Annotated in this window: 22 protein-coding genes; 4 read left to right on the top strand and 18 right to left on the bottom strand. The window is 62.2% G+C overall.

Features of this window, described 5'->3' with window-relative positions; translation table 11 throughout:
• Positions 1-79: 79 nt before the first annotated feature.
• The 9 genes from AC0L2Y_RS03890 to AC0L2Y_RS03850 form a co-directional block, all read right to left on the bottom strand.
• Complete coding sequence (locus AC0L2Y_RS03890) at positions 80-1,957, bottom strand: M60 family metallopeptidase (RefSeq protein ID WP_473553958.1); 1,878 nt, start codon at positions 1,955-1,957, stop codon at positions 80-82.
• Between the two features lie 15 nt (positions 1,958-1,972).
• Complete coding sequence (locus tag AC0L2Y_RS03885; protein WP_352491221.1) at positions 1,973-2,389, bottom strand: lysozyme inhibitor LprI family protein; 417 nt, start codon at positions 2,387-2,389, stop codon at positions 1,973-1,975.
• Positions 2,390-2,479: 90 nt separating this feature from the next.
• Positions 2,480-3,466: a hypothetical protein gene (locus AC0L2Y_RS03880; protein ID WP_473553956.1), complete on the bottom strand. Its 987-nt coding sequence runs from the start codon at positions 3,464-3,466 to the stop codon at positions 2,480-2,482.
• A gap of 209 nt (positions 3,467-3,675) precedes the next feature.
• On the bottom strand, positions 3,676-4,194 hold the full coding sequence (locus tag AC0L2Y_RS03875) for a hypothetical protein (RefSeq protein WP_352517663.1): 519 nt from the start codon (positions 4,192-4,194) through the stop codon (positions 3,676-3,678).
• A gap of 61 nt (positions 4,195-4,255) precedes the next feature.
• On the bottom strand, positions 4,256-4,621 hold the full coding sequence (locus AC0L2Y_RS03870; protein WP_473553954.1) for a hypothetical protein: 366 nt from the start codon (positions 4,619-4,621) through the stop codon (positions 4,256-4,258).
• A 106-nt stretch (positions 4,622-4,727) separates the two neighbouring features.
• Positions 4,728-5,138, bottom strand: coding sequence for a hypothetical protein (locus AC0L2Y_RS03865; protein WP_352491225.1), 411 nt, complete (start codon positions 5,136-5,138; stop codon positions 4,728-4,730).
• 51 nt (positions 5,139-5,189) lie between these two features.
• Positions 5,190-5,537 carry an EF-hand domain-containing protein gene (locus AC0L2Y_RS03860; protein ID WP_473553952.1) on the bottom strand — a complete coding sequence of 116 codons (348 nt, stop codon included), beginning with the start codon at positions 5,535-5,537 and terminating at the stop codon, positions 5,190-5,192.
• 23 nt (positions 5,538-5,560) lie between these two features.
• Complete coding sequence (locus tag AC0L2Y_RS03855) at positions 5,561-5,806, bottom strand: hypothetical protein (protein ID WP_292658193.1); 246 nt, start codon at positions 5,804-5,806, stop codon at positions 5,561-5,563.
• Between the two features lie 939 nt (positions 5,807-6,745).
• Positions 6,746-8,743 carry a transcriptional regulator gene (locus AC0L2Y_RS03850; protein WP_473554191.1) on the bottom strand — a complete coding sequence of 666 codons (1,998 nt, stop codon included), beginning with the start codon at positions 8,741-8,743 and terminating at the stop codon, positions 6,746-6,748.
• Positions 8,744-8,990: 247 nt separating this feature from the next.
• Between AC0L2Y_RS03850 and AC0L2Y_RS03845 the strand changes: the two genes are divergently transcribed.
• A complete protein-coding gene (locus AC0L2Y_RS03845) occupies positions 8,991-10,076 on the top strand; it encodes a PLP-dependent cysteine synthase family protein (RefSeq protein ID WP_473553950.1) in 1,086 nt (361 codons plus the stop codon).
• A 25-nt stretch (positions 10,077-10,101) separates the two neighbouring features.
• Complete coding sequence (locus AC0L2Y_RS03840) at positions 10,102-11,631, top strand: pyridoxal phosphate-dependent decarboxylase family protein (RefSeq protein WP_473553948.1); 1,530 nt, start codon at positions 10,102-10,104, stop codon at positions 11,629-11,631.
• Between the two features lie 144 nt (positions 11,632-11,775).
• On the opposite strand, the gene AC0L2Y_RS03835 is transcribed toward AC0L2Y_RS03840, so the two are convergent.
• The 8 genes from AC0L2Y_RS03835 to AC0L2Y_RS03800 all read right to left on the bottom strand — a co-directional run bounded on the left by AC0L2Y_RS03835 (position 11,776) and on the right by AC0L2Y_RS03800 (position 21,528).
• Positions 11,776-13,416, bottom strand: a complete 1,641-nt coding sequence (locus tag AC0L2Y_RS03835; RefSeq protein WP_473553946.1) for an ABC transporter substrate-binding protein — start codon at positions 13,414-13,416, stop codon at positions 11,776-11,778.
• Between the two features lie 179 nt (positions 13,417-13,595).
• Positions 13,596-14,588, bottom strand: a complete 993-nt coding sequence (locus AC0L2Y_RS03830; protein ID WP_473553944.1) for an alpha/beta hydrolase — start codon at positions 14,586-14,588, stop codon at positions 13,596-13,598.
• A 16-nt stretch (positions 14,589-14,604) separates the two neighbouring features.
• Positions 14,605-15,282, bottom strand: coding sequence for an isochorismatase family protein (locus AC0L2Y_RS03825; protein ID WP_352491231.1), 678 nt, complete (start codon positions 15,280-15,282; stop codon positions 14,605-14,607).
• Positions 15,283-15,583: 301 nt separating this feature from the next.
• The gene (locus AC0L2Y_RS03820; RefSeq protein ID WP_473553942.1) at positions 15,584-16,888 is read right to left on the bottom strand and encodes a M24 family metallopeptidase; all 1,305 of its coding nucleotides are present in this window, start codon (positions 16,886-16,888) and stop codon (positions 15,584-15,586) included.
• A 146-nt stretch (positions 16,889-17,034) separates the two neighbouring features.
• Complete coding sequence (locus tag AC0L2Y_RS03815) at positions 17,035-18,012, bottom strand: GlxA family transcriptional regulator (protein ID WP_473553940.1); 978 nt, start codon at positions 18,010-18,012, stop codon at positions 17,035-17,037.
• Positions 18,013-18,340: 328 nt separating this feature from the next.
• Complete coding sequence (locus AC0L2Y_RS03810) at positions 18,341-19,522, bottom strand: cystathionine gamma-synthase (RefSeq protein WP_473553938.1); 1,182 nt, start codon at positions 19,520-19,522, stop codon at positions 18,341-18,343.
• Entirely contained in the window at positions 19,519-20,943 is a 1,425-nt protein-coding gene (locus tag AC0L2Y_RS03805; protein ID WP_352491235.1) for a pyridoxal-phosphate dependent enzyme, read from the bottom strand. Before AC0L2Y_RS03805 ends, AC0L2Y_RS03810 begins: the two co-directional genes overlap by 4 nt.
• 186 nt (positions 20,944-21,129) lie before the next feature.
• Complete coding sequence (locus AC0L2Y_RS03800; protein WP_473553936.1) at positions 21,130-21,528, bottom strand: RidA family protein; 399 nt, start codon at positions 21,526-21,528, stop codon at positions 21,130-21,132.
• A gap of 176 nt (positions 21,529-21,704) precedes the next feature.
• Between AC0L2Y_RS03800 and AC0L2Y_RS03795 the strand changes: the two genes are divergently transcribed.
• Complete coding sequence (locus AC0L2Y_RS03795) at positions 21,705-22,034, top strand: hypothetical protein (protein WP_352491237.1); 330 nt, start codon at positions 21,705-21,707, stop codon at positions 22,032-22,034.
• Positions 22,031-22,678, top strand: coding sequence for a cysteine hydrolase family protein (locus AC0L2Y_RS03790; RefSeq protein ID WP_473553934.1), 648 nt, complete (start codon positions 22,031-22,033; stop codon positions 22,676-22,678). Before AC0L2Y_RS03795 ends, AC0L2Y_RS03790 begins: the two co-directional genes overlap by 4 nt.
• A 113-nt stretch (positions 22,679-22,791) precedes the next feature.
• Here the strand turns inward: AC0L2Y_RS03790 and AC0L2Y_RS03785 are convergent, their stop codons facing one another.
• The gene (locus AC0L2Y_RS03785; RefSeq protein ID WP_473553932.1) at positions 22,792-23,145 is read right to left on the bottom strand and encodes a winged helix-turn-helix transcriptional regulator; all 354 of its coding nucleotides are present in this window, start codon (positions 23,143-23,145) and stop codon (positions 22,792-22,794) included.
• Positions 23,146-23,293 lie beyond the last annotated feature (148 nt).

Below are 23,293 nucleotides of genomic sequence, written 5' to 3'. Positions count from 1 at the left end.
GGGTCCCTCATTCAATGATGATGTCCCGCGCATGCTTCATGTCAGGTGCCGACATCGCGCTCGCCGCCGGCTTCATTATTCAATTTCCTCGTGATGCAACATTCAGAGCAACGCGCGACAGTTGAGGATCTGCTGGAGGCAGATTCAAACGCTTCAATCTGTCGGCGGTTTCCTGCTCGATGTGCAGCCCCCAATCAGAAAAGAACCGGGTCAGGTCCTGATTTGCGACCGTGCTGGCACGCAGGATGAAGGTTTGTACCTTGACCGTATCCTGCTCATTGGCATCATCCAGTGGATGCTCGCGATAATATCGGTGAAGCTTCGGATAGAAATCCTCGCCGAGACCCCGGCGCAATTGATCGAACATGACCAGCCGCGCCCAAAGCTCATCGTCGTCATCCGCGTTGACACGCATCTGTTTTTCATTGTCGAAATCGCGCGTCTTCCGCGCCAGATATCGCGCCGCCAGATCCAGCGGCGTCTTGCCGGTAGAGTCGTCGCGCTCTTTCAAGCGGGACGGATGGCCAAAATGTGCTTGGGCATTGAGCGAATAGATATTGACCGTGGTTTCTACGATCTCGCCCCAGGTCCAATCTTGCTGCTGGTACATATGGCCGGTTTCATGCCAGATCGACCACGCTTGCCGCAGCTTATTCACGTCCAGCAAATCACCCATGTTGCTGCCGGGGACACCTATGAAATAGTTACCTGCGTACATGTATATGCCATCGTCGAAGACCTTCGCCGGTGTCACCGTGTCCTGCTGATAGTGCATGCGCAAACGGGATGCCCGATGCAGTTTGGAGGAACCGTCGAGGCCGGATAGCGCATCGTACCAGCCTAGAATTTGCTCGATTGTGTCGAGAATTTCCGCAGGGTCGTCCTGAGGCGCCCTCATATAGACTTTGCGGGTCGCGGTAATGGCAGCACGCTCGCTTATCATCTCGACGAATGGCGCACCGGGTATGTTAGCGAGCATTTCTTGCCAGTCTTCGAAGCTTGTTCTTCCCTTGACGTAGAGAGGGATCGGACTGCCGCCACGCGCAATTGCCACGTCGATCGGAGGCAGAGCCGCACTGAAGCCGCTCTCGGCGTAGCGGAAATAGATCAGCCCGTCGCGCTTCGCCGTGAAGTCGGTGCGCCCTTCCTTGGCAATGACCAATTGCGGGTCATCCTGGGGTCTTTCGTCATAGAAGCTGTTCATCGGGCCGATCATGATCATCAAGCCGTCGGGCGAAGGCGGCAGGCCTTCGGCCGTAACCGATACTGCCTCTCCCTTTTTCACGAACACACCGCTTGGCTGATCGTCCATCAGCTTCGTGCGTCTGAGCCTATTGGCTTCGGGTGTGGCTGCGGGCATCGGAGCAAGGCGATAGCGTTTGTTCAGATTGTCGAATTCCGACACCGCTGCCGACGCCGCTGCCGGTCGGTCGCCATTGCCGGCCGGATAAAGCAACCACTGGGCATTATCGTCCAGGCTGGCATCATAGACGATGATCCGAGCGTCGTCCGCACGTTCATTGGCCCTGACGTTGAGCGTCGTGCCGCTGTCATCCAGCTCGATGCCATAGCCGTTCAGATGCGGCTTGAAGCGCCACCCTCCAGCGGACTGCTCATCCTCGAGGACGACACTCGTATTCCCGTTTTCGTCTTCGTCGCCGCCGGCGAGATACGTTCCGTATCGTCGAGACCGGATTTGATAGGTTGCGCCGTTCGTTTCCCCGGTCGCCCTGGTGATGGTCCACAGCTGCGCGGGACCATCCTTGGGTTTGCGAGCGGACTGACCAAGCACGATGTCGCCATGCCTGCCTTCAAAGGCGGTGAGCGCTTTGTAGGAATGCTTCGCGACGATGTAATAGTCCCCTTCGGGGATCTCAGCGGCACTTGCGACCGTAACAACTGCCGCCAGCAACAGCCCAGCCATCAAGTGCACTGCAGATACGATGAAGGTCTTCATCCCGGCACCGACGTGTCAATTCGCGGCCGGAACGGGACAACTCATCGGATCGCCCTGCTTGCCGCATTTCAGGTAACCCTCGAAGTCTTTGACCCGGGATTGCGCCAGGCTGTCCATGCACTGCGCGGTGAGCATCGGCATTACGCTTCCTCCGGCCGCTCCTGAAGTCTGGAAACTGCACTCGGCGTCGCGAAATTTGTCCCAGTCCCGTTGAGCTTGGACAAGAAGCTTCCTGGTATCCGCATCGTCCTTGAGACGGACTTCGATCTGCTTGTAAAGCTCATTGAGCTTCTTGTCGGATTTCTTGAACGCGGCATCGGCGCACGCATTCAGCGAGGCCTGATCCTTGGCGGCGGCGTAGCACTTGTCCTGGGCAAAGGTGAAATTCGGCATGGCCAGAACCACGGCAGCAGTCAGTATTGCGGTTTTCATCGATTGTCCTCCGTTCAGATTCCACCGATTGACGGGCGGTGGTTTATCCCGCCGTTCACTTGAGATATCCGTGGCTGGCGGGGCCAGCCACTAGTTGGAATCATCATCATCCGATCCATTACTGTCGTCGCTACTGTCATCCGACGCATCGTCATTCGTGCTATCGTCGTCGGTGTCGGTGCTGTCTTGATCATCATCACCGGCCGTTGAGTCTTCATCGTCGTTCTGATCGGTCGAATCGTCCTGATCATCGGAATTATTGTCGTCGGTATTGTCATCCGAGCTATCGTCGTCGGTGTTGTTGTCGTCATCACCATCATCGTCATTCTGATCGCTCGAATCGTCTTGATCATTGGAACTGTCGTCGTCGGTGCTGTCGTCCGAGCTATCGCCATCGGTGTCCGCGTTGTTGTCGTCGGAATCGTCATCAGCATCGGAAGGAGTCGCGTTGGCATCTGGACTGGCGTCGCCGGGCAGCGAGTCGTCTTCGCGATAGCTTGTGTCTTCGAGGCTTGTCTCCATCTCGTCGTCGTACTGATCGACGATCTGCGTCCACTCCTCATGGTTATCGACACTCGTCCATTGCGAGATATTGTTGACCGAGATGTTGGTATTGAAGTTGTTTACGGTGATGTTGGTATTGACCTCGACGACATCTGCGACTTCTGTTCCGCGGTTCACGCCAAACAGAAAACTGGTAGCGCTCACGGCAAGAGCGGCCCAAACGAGTCGGTCGACATCGGTCGGCGTCGAAATCGGTTGATGCCGCACTGTGGCAAGCACGTCACCCGGCCGGATGCCTTGCCGCGCGGCAACGCCATGGGGTGCAACGGCCAAGACATACACCCCGCGAAGCTTGGGCGGGATCTGATAGCGGTGCCGAGAGGCGTGGTTGATGGGTATCAAAACCGCGTTAAGAGCCCGGGAAACATAGGGTTTCGGCAGATCATATTTGCTGGCATACGCAACATTGATCGTGTGCGGGACGGCAACGCTGACGACAGCCACCATTTTCACTGAAGTTGCCAACGCACGGGCGAACTGCACGATCAGTCTGGATTTTCGAAGAGCGAGCATTTTTCTACATCCTTCCGCAGGCGCCGGTGGCTAGAACAAGACGTCGAGCTTGGGTTGAAGCCGATCTCGTGGACGCCCGAACTGGCCTAGGAGACGCCCAAGGCTCCGGTCTCAGTTGCGTCGAGATCGAGGCCCCGCTTTTCTGATCGTCGTGAAGGGCTGAACCCTGTTGCGGGAAATGAACACCGGCCTTCCTTCCTCTATCGACATCAGTCGTTAATGGCGGTGATCCTGATCGTCTGCTGTTCGCAGGCTTGGTTGCTGCAAATGCCGCTGAACCAGATTTCTCCATCGCCGATGGAAACGCCCTGCCAGTTCGCAAAAAGCGTCGCGTAGGTTTGCTTGGTCACAGCACCCTTCACCTTCGGGGTGATAATCTGGTCGTAATCGGTCAAGAACTGCTTCTGATCCTTGATCTTCAGGGCCTTTCCCTTGATGCGGGCCTGGAACGGATAGGCGACCAATGCGGCAACGGTCGCCTTGTCATCGGAACCGACCGCTTTTTTCAACTTGTCGAAGAAGGTCTGGTACGGAGCATGACTTCCGAACAGCGTGTCCAGGTTGCCGTTCACCTCCGCAGCCGATTGCGCGGACGCTGATCCGGTGCTGATTGCTGAGATCATCCCCAACGCAAAGAGAAAAGCGTGTCTTCTGGCCATTGTTCGAATCTCCTCGATGTGTGAACCCTTGACGGTCATGCAGTCCTTGATCAGTTTCTGCTGATCCATGCCTTTTCGATGCCATTTGCTATGCCGGCGCCACCGCGGTGATCGCCAGCGATCATCACCGTCATTCCGTAACTTCGTCGGCAAAACACTTTGCCAGGTCTTGCGGCGCTCCGAGTTTCTTTGCCCAGGATACGAGTTCAGGCTTTTCCGATGGGTCGGCATAGCCGCCCCATACATCGCGAAACTGCTTCATTCCGTTGACTGTCTGGAAGAACATCACGCCGTCATCGCTCACCGGCGTGGAGACGTAGGCGGCGCTCCAGTTGCCGTTCTCCATGATCGTGATGAACTTCACCCGAGCGGGCTTGACCTTGTTGTCCAACGCCGAGGCAACGAGGGGGGCATACTCCTGCTTGCGCGCCTTCGTCACTTCGACCTTTACACCGTCACAGGCGCTATTCGCGGCGAAAGCGGATGTCAGCGTCATTCCCAGCCCCGCAAGGCCGACCATGACGATTTTGGCACGCCGACGGATGAGACCGTTCAATTCAGACATGAGTGGCTATCCTCTTCCTTGTTCGTTGCAGGGGCCATCAATCGGAATCGTCATCGCCCGATGAACTATCGTCGTCCGATGACCTGTCATCGTCTGGCGCATCGACCTCGCAGCCGATGCCGCGGCAGCCTTGGTAGTTGCCTTGGGTATCGAAGTTCGGATTGCCTTCCTTATCGTACTGCGGCCTGTCGTCGATGCTTTGATCCCCGTCATCGGGATCGTCGACCTTACATCCGAGCCCATGGCAGCCGATGTAACGGCCCCTGGTATCGAAGTTGGGATTGCCGTTCCTGTCGAACTGCGGCCGGTCGTCTATCTTCCGGTCCCGTTTATGAGGCCGATCAACCAGGCAGCCCGACCCGCGGCAGCCATCGTAGCCGTCGTCGGTGGTACATCCGGCGATCGCCATCAAAGCAGTGGCCAGGGTCGCATAGATTACGAATTTCATGGTTCATTCCTCCGACTGCCTGGCGGCTGGGCGATCGTTCGTATCCGAAGACTATTGCAGGCGGCGGTCCCCGCTCTTATCGGCCGCCGCGAAGTCCTTCATCACCCGGTTCATGAATTCGTCCCGACTGACACGGCCGTTCCCGTTCGCATCGGTCGCTGCGAACTGATCGGCGTTCAGGACGTCGGCGGTTTCGGCTTGGCTGAGAGCGCCGTTATTGTCGGCGTCCAGCTTTTCGAAGGCCCTGGGCATGAAGGCCTGATACTCCTGTCGGTTCACCGCGCCGTTGTCATCGGTATCAAGTTGGTCCTGGTGACCCTCGTACATGGACTGCTGTGCCGTGGCCGCGCCGGCGCAAAGCAGGAGCAAGGAAGCTGTGGTCGCGATTATGGATTTCATTGTCTTGTCCCTTTCTTCTCGTCTCAGCCGCAGGCAAGACGATTGCCGAGGTAGCCACCACCGCCGATGCCAATCGCGGAACCGATCACACGTCCGGTTCCACCACCAATGGTGCTGCCGATCAGGCCGCCCACGATCGCGCCACCGACAGTACCGGCGATGCAGCCGAACTCGCTGTTGCGCGCCTGAACTTCCGGGTTGGATGACGACTGGCACGCCGTAAGCGCGAAAGTGCCTGCGAGCACGATTGCCAAGGTTGATTTCCTCATCGCTCTTTCCTGATCTGATTGCTGATTGGCGCCATCCGCGGAGGACAGAGCTTCGCCGGCCTCGAAAGAGCCAGACCGTGGCCCATGCATTCGAAGACTTAGTGGCTGGCTGTCGTGATCTCTTACGTCGAGGGGAAACGCTCCCCACGGGGGGCCGCATTAGCGAATATCGATTTCCCTCTCCATGCTTCGCGCCCGTCCGCCCAAGCATGCCAGCAACCAACTAACGCGGCTGCTGTTGCCAGAAAGTTGCATCCGAAGTCGGCGTATGGCAAGGAAAAATTGCAGTATTGCGGGTTTGAATTTTGCAAATGCTTAATAATTCAGAACCAATGCCGGCTATCTTAGCAGATACTGAAATTCGCTTCACAGCAATGTACCAGCACAGAAAATCGACTTTATTCCATTGGCTGTATGTTGTTATAAGTAATATCCCACGTTGTTATGCGTTTACGCAGATCGAAAAAAGCCAATGGCGAAATCGCTTCTTATACGATTGCCTGTGTCCTGATCTATTGTCGGTATCTTTTTTTTAACCGAGCCCACCCGCTTGCGCAGGTCGAAAGAAACGCTGCTCACTTATTCGAGTTTTTTCAACGCTGCGGCGTGCCACATAGAGGCGCAGTGGGGGTGCCGCGGCCGCGTTTTGAGCATCTTCCCAGCCGGATTGTCATCGGGTAGCGTGCAGGGGCGGCACGTGAAGGCGCGCTCTTTGGCGAACGCGCTGCTGCACCTTCAGCCGTTGCCCGTCAGAAGATGGGGCTGGTGCTGCCTCGTGGGCACCGACGGCAACGTTAAATCGGTTGAGCCTGTCTGATCCGCTCTGGTCGACGAATTCGCAACCAATCTGACGATGCGCCTTGGCTGCGGACATGACGATGTTTGGGGCGGCCAGCCGCGATGAGCGGTTTGGAGAGCCTGGCTAACCGCGCGCGTGCCTCACCCCAGCCCGATCCGCTTGGCGCCTTGCCGGAACAGCGCCTCGGCGCCCGGCTCGAAGCGGAAGGTGCCGATGAAATCGTCGGCGCAGTAGTTCGGCAGCATCTTGCGCAGCCCAGCGGCGAAACTTCGTGCCTCGTCCAGCCGCCCCGCCAGCGCAAGGCAATGCGCGGCAATCGCCAGGATGATGGCATGGGCGTTGGGACGCGCGGCTGCTTTCAGCGCCCATTCGGCGGCCTCGTCGAACTGGCCAAGCCGGACATGCGACATCGCCCTGGCGCCCAGCATGCCGAACAGCAGCGGATCGAAGGGGCTCAGATGCCTGGAATGGTCGGATGAGCCGATCGCGGCCTGCGGATCGCCGGACTGCGAGTGGACGAAAGAGAGCGCATAGTGACCGAGCGCGAAATTCGGGCTGAGGTCGACGGCGCGTTCCAGCTCAATGAGGGAGCCGTCCTGCTCGCCGCGCAGCCACAGCGCCCGCCCCATGGCCCAGTGAGCGGCCGGATTGTGATCGTCGACGAGCAGGCTCTGGCCGGCTGCCTCGAAGGCCAGGGCGCTTTCCTGGTCACGATCGCCCCAACGCTGGAAGGCATTTTGCCAATGGGTGAAGGAGAGCCCGGCATAGGCGCGGGCGAACGTCGGATCGAGCTTCAAGGCTATGTCGAAGAAATGCCGGGCCTGCTCGTTTTCCGTGCGGGTGAAGCGATACATGTGCCAGAGACCCCGGTGGTAGGCTTCCCAGGCGTTCAGCGAATTGGGCGCCTTCAGCATGGCGCGATTGCGCTCGACCGTCTCGATCTCGGCCGAGATCGACGAGACGATGCTGTTGCCGATGTCGTCGAGGACGGCAAAGATGTCGTCCGGCTTGCGCTCGAACGTCTCGGCCCAGACGATCCTGGCGGTGCGCACTTCGACCAGCTCGACCGCGACGGTGACGCGGCCGGCCTGGCAGCGCACGGTGCCGGTGGCGACATAGTCGACGTTGAGCCGCCGGCCGGCATCTTCGGGCGCGATGTTTTTCTCCGCCAAGGCAAACACCGAGCCGCGCGCGATGACGAAGAAATCCCTGAGCTTGGCCAGGCGGGTGATGATGTCGTGGGTGAGGCCATCGGCTATGCCTCCGCGTGGGCCGCCGCCAGCCGCCTCTTCGGCAAACGGCATCACCGCGAGCGAAGCCTTCTGTGATGCAGCGGTATCGGAACGGGAAAGCATAATTGACGCGTACGGTGCCGCGGGTACGACTGAAGGTCGGGCCCAGAGCGTTGCTGCAGGTCGTTCGCCGCGGATCGTGCGCCATGCCTCACGAACGGCTCCGAAATCCAGATCCTCCGAAGCAAACAGCCGCGCCGCGGAAGCGAGATGTTCCTCGCCGGCGTCAAACTGGCCGCGCTGCGCCAGCCTGGTCAGAAGAGCCACATGTGCGCGCCCGTCGAACGGAGCGAGTTCCAGCCATTTGTCCAGATGCGAAGACATCTCGTCGGCATCCGCCGGAAGCTTGTTGACGAGATGTTCCAGGATGGCGGCGTGCCACGAGGTGAAGCGACGGCGCTGAGCGATCAGCCAGCTGTTGAAATGCGGGCTGCGGTCGATCTCCAGCCCATCGAGAAAGTCGCCGGCAAACATTCCGGAAAGAGCCTGCAGCCGCTCTAGACCGAGCGTCTCAACGCCCTTGGCGGCGGCCGAGGCTATGTCGACAGCGTCGACGGAAGCACCTCTCAGATCAAGCGCGATCGTGTCGCCTGGTGTCTCGACCCTGCGATGATGCGGTTCATCGAGGATGCCTCTAAGCTTGCTCAGGCACCAGCGAAGCTCGCCGCGCGGGTCGTTCGGCACATCCCACAAAAGCTCGCAGAGGCGGCTGCGGCCGACCGGATGCGGCGCCAGCGCCAGATAGGCGAGCAGCGCACGCAGTTTGCGCGACTTCGGAAGCTCGACGGAGGTGCCGTCGCGGATAATCGTCAGCGGTCCGAGCAGACGCACGGAAAGACCGGCCATCTCGCCGCCGAGGCTCGATCGGGCGGATTCCACGTAAATTTCCACGCCTGCTCCCACGCTGGCCAGTCGGCCTTTGTTTTATCACCAAACGCGACACGGTGCATCCGGCAGCGAATTCCCGCGCCGGATGCTGGCATTGCCGGGAGGCAAATGTAGCGCGGCAAGGTCTCGAAACCTCGCCGCCCAAGCCACCGGTCTGTAACCGGCCCGTGACGACAAGAGACAACGAGAAAGCGAGGAGCTCGACATGTTGCATCAACAGAAAATCAGAACCACCGCCGGGCGCGGCCGTCTGTTCGACAGCATTCTCGACACGGTCGGCGATACGCCGGTGATCCGCATCAATAATCTCGGACCGAACCATGCCACGATCTATGTGAAGGCCGAGTTCTTCAATCCCGCCGCCTCGGTAAAGGACAGGCTGGCGCTCAACATCATCGAGGAGGGCGAGCGCAGCGGCGCCTTGAAGCCGGGCCAGACCGTCGTCGAGGCGACCAGCGGCAACACCGGCATCGGCCTTGCCATGGTCTGCGCCCAGAAGGGCTATCCGCTGGTGGTGACGATGGCCGACAGTTTTTCCATCGAACGCCGCAAGCTGATGCGCATGCTGGGCGCCAAGGTGGTGCTGACGCCGCGTGCCCAGAAGGGTTTTGGCATGTACAAGAAGGCGGTGGAGCTCGCCGAAGCCAATGGCTGGTTCCTGGCCCGCCAGTTCGAGACCAAGGCCAATGCCGCCATTCACGAAGCGACGACGGCGCGCGAGATCATCAACGATTTCGCCGGCTCGCGGCTCGACTGCTTCGTCACCGGCTACGGCACGGGCGGCACCGTCGCCGGCGTCGGACGCGTGCTTCGCCGCGAGCGGCCGGAGACCCGGATTGTGCTCGCCGAACCGGCCAATGCGCAGCTGATCGGCAGCGGCAAGCCGCAGCAGCGCGGCGCCGGCGGCGCGCCTACCGCCAGCCATCCGGCGTTCGAGCCGCATCCGATCCAGGGCTGGACGCCCGACTTCATTCCGGACGTGCTGCAGGAGGCGATCGACGCCGGCCTCTATGACGAGGTGGTGCCTATTGCCGGGCCCGAGGGCACGAAATGGGCCAAGGCGCTGGCGCAGAAGGAAGGCATTTTCACCGGCATCTCCGGCGGGGCGACATTTGCTGTCGCGCGGCAGATCGCGGAAAAGGCGTCGCCCGGCTCGGTGATCCTGTGCATGCTGCCCGACACCGGCGAGCGCTACATGACGACGCCGCTGTTCGACGGCATCGAAGCGGAGATGGACGCCGAGGAGACTGCGCTTTCGCAGTCGACGCCCGGCTGCCAGTTTCCGGCGTGACGGCGGCAAATCGGGAGCGGCCTGCATGGACACGAAGCCTGGACTGGCCGTCACGGCCACCGAGGAAACGCTTGACCCCTCGAACTGGGCCGACGTGCAGGTCTTGTCGCATCGGATCGTCGATGATGCCGTCGCTTACCTGCGCGATGTCAGAGAGCGTCCGGTGTGGCAGGAGATGCCGGTTGATGTGAGGACCTTCTTCACATCGCCGCTACCGCGTTCGCCGGCGCCGCTGGCAGAAATCTATGGCGACGTCACCAGGAGCTTGATGCCCTATGCGATGGGCAACATCCATCCCCGCTTCTGGTCCTGGTACATGGGCTCGAGCAATTTCACCGGCGCGCTCGGCGATTTCCTGGCGGCGATTCAGGGCTCCAACCTCGGCGGCGGCAACCATGCCGCGGCATTGATGGACAACCAGGTCGTCGACTGGTGCAAGGAAATGATGGGCTTTCCGCAATCGGCCAGCGGCACGCTGGTCAGCGGTGGCTCGATGGCCAACATCATCGGGCTGACCGTGGCGCGCAACGCCAAGGCCGGCATCGACATACGCGAGCACGGCGTTGCCGGCATCGACAAGCCACTGCGTTTCTACGGCTCCGACCAGCTTCACTCCTGTCACCGCAAGGCGATGGAAGCGCTCGGCCTCGGCAACCGGGCGCTGCGCCGCGTCCCGAGCGATGCCGGGCTGCGGATCGACATCGCTGCGTTGCGGGCGGCGATCGCCGAGGACCGTGACGCCGGTTTCAAGCCGGCCTGCGTAATCGGTACGGCCGGCACAGTGAACACCGGCGCAATCGATGATCTGCAAGCGCTGGCTGACCTGGCGGCAAAAGAGGATCTGTGGTTTCACGTCGACGGCTGCATCGGCGCCTTGCTTGCGATTGCGCCGGACAATTCGCATCGCGTCGCCGGCATCGAGCACGCCCACTCAATCGCGCTCGATCCGCATAAATGGCTGCACGCGCCCTTCGAGGTCGGCTGCGCGCTGATCCGGGATGCCTCCGCGCATCGCGGCACGTTCGCGGTGACGCCGGAATATCTGGAATCGACGCCGCGCGGCCTGGCCTCCGGCCAATGGCTGCACGATTACGGCCTGCAGACGACGCGCGGCTTCCGGGCGCTGAAGGTGTGGATGGCGCTGCGGGAGCACGGCATCGAAAAGTTCGGCCGGCTGATCGACCAGAACATCGCGCAAGGGCATTATCTCGGCGCGCTGATCGCGGCCGAACCGGCACTCGAACTGGTGGCGCCGGTGAACATCAACATCGTCTGCTTTCGCTACCGCGCCGATGGGTTGGACGCTGAGCGCCTGAAAGCGCTCAATACCGAGATCATGCTGAGGCTGCAGGAAGAAGGCATCGCCGCCATTTCCGACACGACGGTGCATGGCCAGCATTGCCTCAGGGTGGCGATCAACAACCACCGCACCCGGCGCGACGATCTGGACCTGCTGATCCGGGAAACGGTGCGGCTCGGGCAGGAGATTTCAGGGACGGGCGTGGCTCTTCCTTCTCCCCTTGTGGGAGAAGGTGGACGCGAAGCGGCCGGATGAGGGGTGTTCCAGCTTGGTACCGACGACGATCCTTCCAACACCCCTCAACCGTCTTGGCGCTGCGCGCCAATCCACCTTCTGCCACAAGCAAGGGGAGAAGGAAGAAGGAGCGGCGCTGGCCCCGACAATTGGTCGTCTGCAAGGCTACGTCTCGAGCCAGACCTTCTCGAAATGCTGCTCGAGCGACTGGTGTTGCTCGCAGCCATGCACGCCCTTGCGATAGGTGCGATAGACCGAGCGCCAGTAGGGCTGGATGATGACGCCGGAATCGCGCAAATTCTGTTCGATCTTGGCCATGAGCTCTTTGCGGGCGCCGGGATCGGGCATTGCCAGCGCCTTGTCGAGCAGAGTATCGAATTCCGGATTGGCATAGGCGCTCTCGTTCCAGGCGGCGCCAGACTTATAAGCGAGCGCCAGCACCTGGACGCCGAGCGGCCGGCCGAGCCATTCCGTGCAGGAGAAAGGATATTTGCTCCAGTCGTTCCAGAAGGTGGCGGCCGGCAGCACTGTGCGCTTGATCTTCAGCCCTGCCTCGCGCATCTGCGCGGCGATGGCGTCGCCGGTGCTCTTCTGCCAGTCGACATCGACCGAGATGAGTTCGTATTCGTGTTCGGCCTTGCCGGCCTCGGCGAGCAGGGCCTTGGCTTGATCGATGTTGCGGACGGCCGGGCCGATATCGGCATATTCGGGATGCATCGGCCCGACATGATGGTTCTCGGCAGGCTTGCCGCGGTTGTCCATGCCGATCTTCAGCACGGCGGCGTTGTCGACGGCCAGTTGTGCGGCGCGCCGAACCTTGATGTCGTCATAGGGCGGATTGCCGATATTGAAACGCGCGACGATCGTCGAGCCGGTGGCGATCTCGGAATTGCTCAGGCCCATGGAGTCCGTCTGCGCAACCGTGTCGGAGGCGGTTTCATGGTCGGTGTCGACCTCGCCCGATTCGAAGGCAGACAGCATGGCGTTGGGATCGGAGCCGTAGTCGACCCATTTGATGCCGTTGAGATAGAACTCGCCCTTCCACCATGGCTTGTCCTTGCGGCGGACTTCGGCGCCGACCTCGGCATCCCATGCGACGAGTTCGCAAGGCCCGGTGGTGATCGCCAAGGCCTTCAGCGGATCGCCGTCTCCGTCATAGCTGCGATGCATGATCAGCGCCGGATAATCGGCCATGCCGGCAATCAGCGAGATGTCGGGCTTAGGCAAATTGAGCCGGACGGTGAAATCGTCGACGCGCTCAATGCCGCCGTCGACGACCTTCTTGGTATCGGCGTTGACCAGTGCGCCCATGCGCGCGGCGACCGAATTGCCGGCGACGGACGCATCGCACCAGCGCGTCAGATTGTGGATCACGTCGTCGGCGTTGAAGGTGTCGCCGTTCGACCAGGTGATGCCCTTGCGGACATGCAGCGTCAGCACGCGGGCGTCGTCGCTGGTTTCCCAGCTCTCGAGCAGCCATGGCTCGAAGGTGAAGTCGCGCTTCCAGCGCACCAAATATTCGTTGCACTGGCGGGCGACGTTGGACATCTCGACGCCGTCGAAGGTGCGCGGGTCCTTCCAGCCCTTGACGTTCATGGCGACACGCAAGATGCCGCCGCGCTTCGGTTCCTCGGCCCTGGCCGGTGACGGCGCAAGCCCACCCAGCGCCAGCGCGCCGGCAGCGCTGACGCCGAGCGCAGCCATGGTGGCGAGATATTCGCGCCGGTTCATCTGGCCTTTCTTGAAGCCGTCCGCGACGGGCTCGGCCTGCGGATGCAGTTTTCGATCGGTCAGCATGAACTTCATCGTCGTCATTCCCCTGTTGTTGGGCACCTCTGCCGATCGCCAAACGCGGGGGACGGAAGCGATCGCCGGAGCGCCATTGCCTCGGGGGATGATAGGGCGAGCTCCCGTAGGGGAGTGTTCGGGTTTCCGCAGTTGTTGTGCGCGGTTCCGCGACAGTGGCGCTTGGAGGACGGTCCCCGTCACTCAGGCCAGTCACCTCCGCCCAGCGCGGCTATTGCCGCCACGATGCGATCAAAGGCCTCGCCGGCGCGCGGCACGGTCTTGCGGGCGCGCAGGAAGCTGTGCACCAGCCGCGGCTCTTCGCGCCACCATGCCTTGCCGCCGGCGGCAAGGATGCGGTCGCGATAGGCTTGGCCGTCCGCCGACAGTGGGTCGCATTCGGCAGTGACGATGACCGTCGGCGGCAGGCCGGAGAAGTCGGTATCGCTAAGCGGCGAAAATGTCGGGTCGTCCGGCGACTGTCCCTTCCCTGCCCGGATATGCCGATAGAATTCGACATCGCGCAATGTCAGCAGCGGCGCCTCGGCGTGCTCGACATAGGAGCTGGTGCTCTCTTTGCTATCTAGCTCCAGCTCGTCACCGCCGAGCTCGGGATAGATCAGCACCTGGCCGATCGCATGGTGAGGATGGCGGCGTGTCGCCTGTGCCACCGCAGCGGCCAGGTTGCCGCCGGCGCTTTCGCCGCAGAGCACGATCGGCAGGCCGGTCGTTGCCGTCGCCCATTCGAATACGGCCAGCGCATCCTCGAAAGCCGCCGGATGGAGATGTTCCGGCGCCAGCCGATAGTCGGCAGACAGAACGGCAAAGCCGGTGCCGGCGCAAATCTCGGCGCAGATGTCGTCATGGCTGTCGAGCCCGCCAAGCACGAAGCCGCCGCCGTGATAATAGACAACGATCGCTTGTGGCGCCGTGCCCGCCATTTGGTAATGCCGGACTGGGATCGCATGGTCGCCGACGCTGCTGTCGCTGGCCTTGACACCGGGTGGATAGGGCTCGCGAAACGCCCGGCACATGGCGTCATAGACCGCCCGTTGCCGCTCGATCGGCATGTAGACGATTTCGGGCGGATACCACTCGTTGACCCTGTCGATATAGGCCCACAGTTCCGGATCGAGCAGCGTTTGGTACTTTCCGCGGTCTGTCGTTTCGGGTCGCTCGGCCTCGGTGATCATCGCTTCGCGATCCCGCTCAGAGCTCGGCGTAGAGCCGGGCAGCATTTTCATAGCTGAAGCGCAGCGGCACCGAGCCCTCGACCTGCCAGGCTTCGACCGTCTCGCCGGCCAGCAGCCGGCAGGCGCCGTCGGTGCTGGTGACGGCGCCGCCATAGAGCCGGTTGGCGAGATTGAGAATGGCCGTCTGGTGCATCGCCGTGCTGCCGCTGCCGCAGGCATCCTTGACCAGCAGCACGCGAAATCCGAGCGCCACCGCATCCTTGACGGTGGCATCGATGCACGCCTCGGTCCAGACGCCGGCAACGACCAGCCACTCGATGCCGTCGACCTTCAGCCGTTCGGCGGCAGGCCCCGCGCGGAAGGCGCTGGCGTCGGTCTTGATCAGCATCGTCTCGCCTGGCAACGGGCCGACCTCTGGACAGATCGCCGTCAGCGGATCGTCCTTGTCGGAAAACGCCGACTTGCCGTTGGCCTCGACCGGGTGGAACGGCCGTGCCGTGGCGAGATCGACGATATAGGCCCAATGGTAGAGCGGAACATCATTGGCGCGTGCCGCCGCCTGCAGCCGCTGGACGTTGGCGAGGATGTCGCCATAGCCTTCGACCAGATAGCGCTTGTCCCGCCGATGCTCCTCCTGGAGATCGATGAACACCGCCGCCGCCGTACCGCGCTTGATCGAGATCGGGCTTTTCATGCGGATGGTTTCCCGGCCGACACCTTCCTTTTCGGTGCGCTACCGCAAGCCGTGGAGATTGGCCGGAGCCTCCCCAACTTCGTCATCCCAGGGCGAAGCAGGAGCGAAGCTCCGTCGCGGAGACCCTGGGATCCATCCCGTGACGTTAGGCGTGGAGCGCAGGGGAGCGAAATCTGCATCGTGGCAGCGCGCTGGAGTCGCGGCATGGATCCCAGGGTCTGCGCCGCGTCGCTGCGCTCCTTGCTTCGCCCCAGGATGACGAAACGATGGGCGTCCGCGCTCGTCTCCAAGGGATCCCGGGTCAAACTTGTTTCTCCAGAAAGTCGTCCTCATAGGGGAAGCGCGACAGAAGTTCGGTGCCGGTCTCGGTGATCAGGATCTCGTCCTCCAGCTTGACGCCCTCGCGGCCGCCCTTCTCGCCGATATAGCTCTCGACGCTGACCACCATGCCGGGCACGATGACCCCGTCGCGGCCATAGGTTTCGTAATCCATGGCGTGCGCGATGAACGGCGTCTCGCCATGCATGCCGACGCCGTGCATGACCGAGGTATAGCGCTGGTCGACGAAGCGGTCCGGGATCTTCCAGGCCTTTTCGGCAATCTCGCGAAACGCCATGCCGGGGCTTACGATCGAGATATTGTGCTGAACCTGGTCGTGCGCCATGCGGTAGAGCGATTTCTGGTAATCCGTCGGCTTGCCCGGGCCGCAGCGGAAGGTGCGGGAAAAGTCCGAATAATAGCCGTAGCAGCCGATCGTATCGGTATCGAGTGCCAAAAGTTCGCCTGGCCTGATCTTGCGGCCGCTCGCCTCGTTGAACCATGGATTGGTGCGCTGGCCCGAGGTCAGCAGCCGGGTTTCGATGAACTCGCCGCCCTGCCGGATCACCTCGCCATACATGATGGCGAACAGCTCGTTTTCGGAAACGCCGGGCTTGATCGCCTCGCGCACCGCATAGACCGCAGCCTCGGCGCCAGCCATCGACACCTGCAGGCATTTTACTTCCTCGGGCGTCTTGACCGCGCGCACCGCCAAAATCTCGCCCTGGCAATCCCGGACCTCGCAGCCGCGCTTTTCCAGCGCCAGTGCCTGCAGATGGCTGCAGCGGTCGAGCCCGACCTTCATCGAACCGCCGCCATGCGCCTTGAGCAATTCGGCGATCTCGTCGGCGAACGGGCCGGCGGTTTCGTCGTCACGGCCCGACACCGATGACCACACCAGCTTCGACGGCCGCGCCTCGTCGATCGTGTCGAGCACCATCGAGACATGGTAGCTCTGCGGATATTCGAACAGCACGATTGGCCCTTCGGTCGGGATGAAGAAGTAGCGCGTCGAGTTGCGCAGGAAATAGCCGAACATGTTGCGCGAGCCGGTGGCGTAGCGCTGGTTGTAGGGATCGAACAGAACGACGCCGCCATAGCCGGCCTCGCGCATCCAGGCGCGCAGCCTGGCCAGCCGCCCCTTGCGCAGCGCATCAGCGTCGATGAAGGACGGCTCGGTGTCCGACAGCCACATGCCGCCGGCCGGATCGGCCGCCGCCGGATGGCGCATGCGATCCCCAAAGTCGACATCCTCGGTGCTGTCGGGGTCAAAAACGACAATGCTCATGGGTGCCTCCTGGAAGGCCCTGAGCATAGTCGTGCGCTAGATAAAGTGTGTGCGGAAAACCGCAGATGTCGTGCGACACACCGCTAGGCGCGCATTCCGTAGCGATCCTTCGCGCCCCCCTCTGTCCCTCCGACGTCTCGCAAGACCTAATGCCGCCGCAACACCTTCGGCGCGTGGCCATGTTCTTCCCGGAACGCCCGGGCAAAGCTCGACATCGAGGCAAAGCCACAGGCCAGCGCGACGTCGCGCACCATCAGCGTCGAATGCGCCAACAGGTCGGCGGCGCGCTTCAGCCGCAGGCGGCGGTAGTAGCCGTTGGGCGAGATACTGAGTTCGGAGCGGAAATTGCGTTCGAGCTTATCGGAGGAGACACCAAGCCGCCCCGCCAGTTCCGCCATGCCGAGCCGCTCTTCGACCGCATCCTCCATTATGGCGATGGCCGACAGTACCAGTTCGTTCTGCACGCCGGTGCGCAAGCGCAGCGGCATCAGCTTGCGGTCGACGCTGGAGCGCAGCGGGCTGTGCACGAACCATTCGGCGACGCCGGCCGCGAGTTCGGCGCCATAGTCGTTGGTGATGATTTCCAGCATCATGTCGAGACTGCCGACGCCGCCGGCCGAAGTGAAGCGCTTGCGATCGATGACATAGAGATCGCGCCTCAGCTCGATATCCGGAAACGCTTCGGTGAAGGCCGCCTGGCTGGTCCAGTGCAAGGTGCAGGCATGGCCGTCGAGCAGGCCCGCGCGGGCGAGAAAGAATGCCGCATCCGCCACCGCGCCGATATGGGCGCCGCCGCGCAGGCTCTTGCGGATCCAGCTCTCGGCATCGTGCGCGACGAGATGATCGGCATCGCCGCCCGAGCAGACGACGATGCGATCGACTTTCGGTGCGTCATGGGCGGCAAAGCCTGGCTGGATGACGACGCCGTTCGAAGCCTCCACCGGACCTTCCGTGGCGCCGACGATGATCCAGCGATAGCAGTCCCGCTTGGTCAGCACATTGGCGGCGCGGAGCGGTTCGATGACGGAGCTGAACGCCATCATGGGAAAGCCGGGGAAGACCAGGACGGCGAAGGTGAGGGGAGCGTCGCTTGCCGGCGGTTGGTTGCGTTGTCGGTTGTTCATAGCTTCCGGAGTCCGGTAGGTGGATCAAGAGGCTACAATTCTGCCGGACGGCACCAAGGTCAAACAGAATAGAATTTAAAACACCGGAGGCGATGCAGAGCAAGCGCCGCTCGTTGGCGATCCTTCACGCCCCCCTCTGTCCTGCCGGACATCTCCCCCACAAGGGGGGAGATCGGCCGTTACGGCCGTTTTCGTCAATCTTCCAATATTGTAGGAATGTGTGCGGAGCGCTGAAGCTGCCAATCTCCCCCCTCGTGGGGGAGATGCCCGGTAGGGCAGAGAGGGGCGCTGTCCCGCCGACGTCTCGCAAGCTTTCTTGCTATCGGGCTCAACCCCCCAGCGCCTGATCCAGATCCGCGATCAGATCGTCACCGTCTTCGATTCCCGCCGACAACCGCACCAGCGAATCTGAAATCCCGATCTCGGCGCGTTTTTTTGCCGGGATCGAGCCGTGCGTCATCAGCGCCGGGTGTTCGATCAGGCTTTCGACGCCGCCGAGGCTTTCGGCCAGCGTGAACAGTTGCGTGTGTTCGAGGAAGCGTTTGGTGCCGGCGAGGTCACGGTCGAGCTCGACTGTGATCATGCCGCCGAAGGCGTGCATCTGCCGCCTGGCGATGGCGTGCTGCGGATGGCTGGGCAGGCCGGGATAGATGACACGGCGGATGTCGGGGCGGCTCTCCAGCCAGTGCGCGATCTTCTGGCCGTTCGATGAATGACGCTCCATTCTCAGCGCCAGCGTCTTCAGTCCGCGCAGCGCCAGGAAACTGTCGAACGGCCCTGAAATGGCGCCGATGGCGTTTTGGAGGAATTTCAGCCGCTCAGTGAGATCCTTGTTGTCGCCGACCACGGCGACGCCGCCGACCATGTCGGAATGGCCGTTGAGGTATTTCGTCGTCGAATGGACCACGATGTCGATGCCGAGCTCCAGCGGCCGCTGCAGATAGGGGCTGCAGAAAGTGTTGTCGGCGACTGAGAGCACGCCTTTGCGCCTGGCCAGCGCCGCGACGCCTTCGAGGTCGACGACACGCAGCAGCGGATTGGTCGGCGTCTCGACCCAGAGCAGCTTGGTGTCCGGGCGGATCGCCGCCTCGACCGCGGCAAGATCGGTGAAGTCGACGAAGTCGACCTGCAAATTGGCCGAGCGCTTGCGCACCCGTTCCAGCAGCCGGAACGTGCCGCCATAGATGTCGTCGGTAGCGACGATATGCGCGCCAGAATCGAGCAGTTCGAAAATGGTTGCGATCGCCGCCAGCCCTGAAGCGAAGGCGAAGGCGGCTGCGCCGCTTTCGAGGTCGGCCACCGCGCGCTCGAAGGCGAAGCGGGTCGGGTTCTGGCTGCGGGCATATTCAAAACCCTTGTGCACGCCCGGGCTCTGCTGACCGTAGGTCGATGTGGCATAGATCGGTACCATCACCGCGCCCGTCGTCGGGTCGTGGCTCTGGCCGCCATGGATGGTGCGCGTCGAGAAGGCGAGGCGGTTTTTGCCCGACACTGTGGCTTTGACGGTCATCGGGCGCGCCTCAAATGGTTGATCAGGTCGATGCGGGTTATCAGGCCAATGAATTCGTCGCCGTCGAAGACGATGGCGACCTCGTTGCGGTCGAACACCGGCAGCAGCGCATCCAGCGTCTGGCTGGCCTGCAGCGTGTGCAGATTGGTGGTCATCGCCGTACTGACCGGGGCCTTGAAGCGATCCCAGCGGCTGTCATAGGGCCCTTCGACCTTGGCGAGGATATCGCTTTCGTCGATGATGCCGACGAGCTTGCCCTCGTCCAGCACCGGCAGTTGCGAGACATCCGAGCGGCGCATGCGGCCATAGGCATTGAGCAGGCTTTCGTCGGGGCCGACGGACACGACATCGCCGGTGCGGAGCGTGCGCATGACCAGGTCGCGCAGATCGCCATGCTGCTCCTGCTCGGCCAGGCCCTGCTCGACCAGCCAGAAATCGTCGAAGACTTTCGACAGATATTTGTTGCCGCTGTCGCAGACGAATGTGACGACGCGCTTCGGCACGGTCTGCTCGCGGCAATAGCGAAGCGCTGCCGAAAGCAGCGTACCGGAGGACGAGCCGGCGAGGATGCCTTCCTTCGATAGCAGGTCGCGCACCGCAAGCATGCTCTGCTTGTCGGGGATGGAATAGGCCTTCCTGACCAGCGACAGATCGGCATTGGGCGGCACGAAATCCTCGCCGATACCTTCGACGGTCCAGCTTCCGGCCTCTACCATCTTGCCGGTCTTGATCAACGGTGCCAGCACCGAGCCGACCGGATCGGCCAAAATCATCTCGGTCTTCGGCGAGACTTTCGCAAAATAGCGGCCAAGTCCGGTCAGCGTGCCGCCGGAGCCGACGCCGACGACCACCGCATCGACATCGCCTCCGAGCTGCTGGAAGATTTCCGGCCCGGTCGTGGTTTCGTGGGCCAGCGGATTGGCCGGGTTCGCAAACTGGTTGGCGTAGAAGGCGCCGGGCAGCTCGGCGGCGATCTTTTCGGCCATGTCCTGATAATATTCGGCATGGCCCTTGCCGACGTCGGAACGCGTCATGCGCACTTCCGCGCCGAGCGCGCGCAGATGCTGGATTTTTTCGCGCGACATCTTATCGGGCACGACGAGGATGATGCGGTAGCCCTTGGGGATGCCGACCTGGGCGAGACCAAGACCGGTATTGCCGGCGGTCGCCTCGACGATGGTGCCGCCGGGCTTCAGTTTGCCCTGTTTTTCGGCGGCGGCAATCATCGACAGCGCGATGCGGTCCTTGATCGAGCCGCCGGGATTCTGGCTTTCGAGCTTGATGAACAGCCGGCACTTGCCGATGTCGAATTTGGTCAGCTCGACGACCGGCGTCTGCCCGATCAGGTCGAGAACCGACGCATAGGGCGGGCGCAGGCGGGACGATGCATCGTCCGGTGCCACGATCTTGTGCTTGCTCATGTCAGATGCTCCGTTGCCAGAATGAGCAACCGCCCTGGAAGACGGCAACCTACCGTCTTTTCCAGCCGTTTGCAGTTGGAAAGAAGATAGATCGTGCCAATCCGGCCGCCAGCAGGGGAATGGAATTTCGCGAAAGCTTCGCCGGCCTCCAGGCAGGGCAAAAGATTTGCAGAACCTGTTTAGGGTTCAGGCGATCGCCGCCTTGGCTTCGATCTCGATCAGAAAATCCGGATTGCCGAGGCCGGCGACGCGCAGCACCTTGATGATCGGCGGCGCGCCGCGGTTTGCCCAGAAGGCCATCCAGGCGCCGAAGGCCGGCCCTATATCCAGGTCGCCGGCGATATAGACCGAGAGGCTGACGAGGTCTTCAGGCTTTGCCCCACCGGCTTCGAGCACCTTTGCCAGGTTGGAAAGCGCCTGAGCGGTCTGCGCAGCGAGATCGTCCCTGGCGACGATCCGGCCTTGCGCGTCGACGCCATTCTGGCCGCCGACCAGCACGATGCGCGCGGATGCCGGCAGCGACACGCCTTGCGAATAGGCCGGATTGCTGTGCATGCCCTCCGGGTTCAGCCTTTCGATGGTCACCGCGCTTTTCCTCCTCTTCGGCAAAAATTATCCCGCGGCCGCCCGGCCGCCCATAGGGATCGCGCGGCACAGAACGGCAATCGTGCGGCCGCTTCAACGCACCATCTCGTTCGTTGCGGTCCCCGATTCCGCCATGCTACCCGGCGCTGGACGAACAGCAATGCAAGGAATGGCCGATGAAGATTCTTGCCTATGACAATTTCAGGCCCGGCGTCACGCTCGACGACCTGCGGCCTTATCTGCGCGACGAAGTTTCGAATGTCTGGCGGCTCTGGAAGGCGGGGATCGTGCGCGAGAATTATGCGCGCGGCGATATTGGCGGCGTCATCATCGTCTTCGAGCTCGACAGCGTCGAGGAAGCGCGGCGCTACACCGAGGACTTCCCGCTGTCCAAGGCCGGGCTGCTGGAATGGCATTTCATCGCCTTCGACGCGCCATTGCCGCTGGAATTCCTGTTCGACCCGACCGTCGATATCGCCAAGCCATGGGACCGGACGGCGGCATGATCCGGTCGAGCGACGGGATCGAAATCCCGGCCAGCCTGACTGAGTGGTGCGATCCGCGCCGCACGGCGCTGGTGGTCTACGACATGCAGGTCGGCATCTGCCGCCAGGTGGCCGGCGGCGCGACCATCGTCGAGCGCACCGGCACGGCACTGGAAGCGGCGCGCGTAGCCGGAATGCGGGTGGCGTTCACGCGCCATCTATCGCTGCCACGCAAGTGGATGGGCGCGACGCAGCTGCGCACCGCCATGGCCTGGCAGCGGCGCGACAGCCCCGACACCGTTGAGCCGTGGTTCCTGCGCGACGCCGAAGCGACGCGGATCGTGCCCGAGCTGGAGCCCCGCCATGACGAAGCGGTGTTCGACAAGCTCACGATGTCGGCCTTCGATTCCACCGCGCTCGGCTTTGCCTTGCGCGATTGCGGCATGCGCACGATAGCGCTCGCTGGCATCGCCATGGAGATCGGCATCGAGCCGACCGTTCGCCAGGCGACCGACAATGGCTTTGTCGCCGTAGTAATCGAGGACGCCTGTGGCTTCGGCAACCGCGAAGCGCGCGACCGCTCGATGGCGACGCTACGCTTCCTCGGCGAAGCCGTCGTCACCGATGTCGCAAGCTTCTGCGGCGCGCTGGCCGATGCAGGTTGAGGGCAATCGGGTTGCTAGTGCGACCCACCTTTTCACGCAAACGCCGAACCGCTCCATCGCTTGTCTTCACGCATTACGGACGGAAACCGCTCCGCGCTTTTCCCGGAATTGATCTAGGTGGTGGCTGCGCTGTCGGTGCGAAAACGCACACCCTCGGCGCGGCCATGCATGCTGCCCCAGTCGTAGAGCGCCTGGAGCGCGGCGGCGAGATCTTCACCGCGCCCGGTCAAGGCATAGCGCCCCTTGCCGTCGGGCGACGTCTCGAGCGTGACGAAGCCGATCTCGACAAGCTCGGCCAGCCTCTGAGTCAGCATCTTGTCGGAGAGCGAGGGGATCAGCCGGCGCAGGTCGGAATAGCGCATCGGCTGTTCCTTGATGCGCGCCAGGATCACCGTCTTCCATTTGCCGCCGAGCGCGTCGAGAGCGAACTCGACCGGGCAGCCGTAGAGTCTTCCGCGTTGCGTCATGCGCCCATCGTAGGCAACGCACGGTGGCGACGGAAGCAGAATTTGCCCGGTCATCTGGCCAGGGTCGCGGCTCGCTTCCTGGCGCGGTCGAGGTCTTTCCCCCCCGACGGCGGCGATCCTGGATCCGAAATTGCGTCGAGACAAAGGG

This window comes from Mesorhizobium sp. WSM4830 (assembly GCF_055811495.1).
Note: the sequence above shows the minus strand (reverse complement) of the source record. Positions and strands in the feature narration are given on the sequence as shown.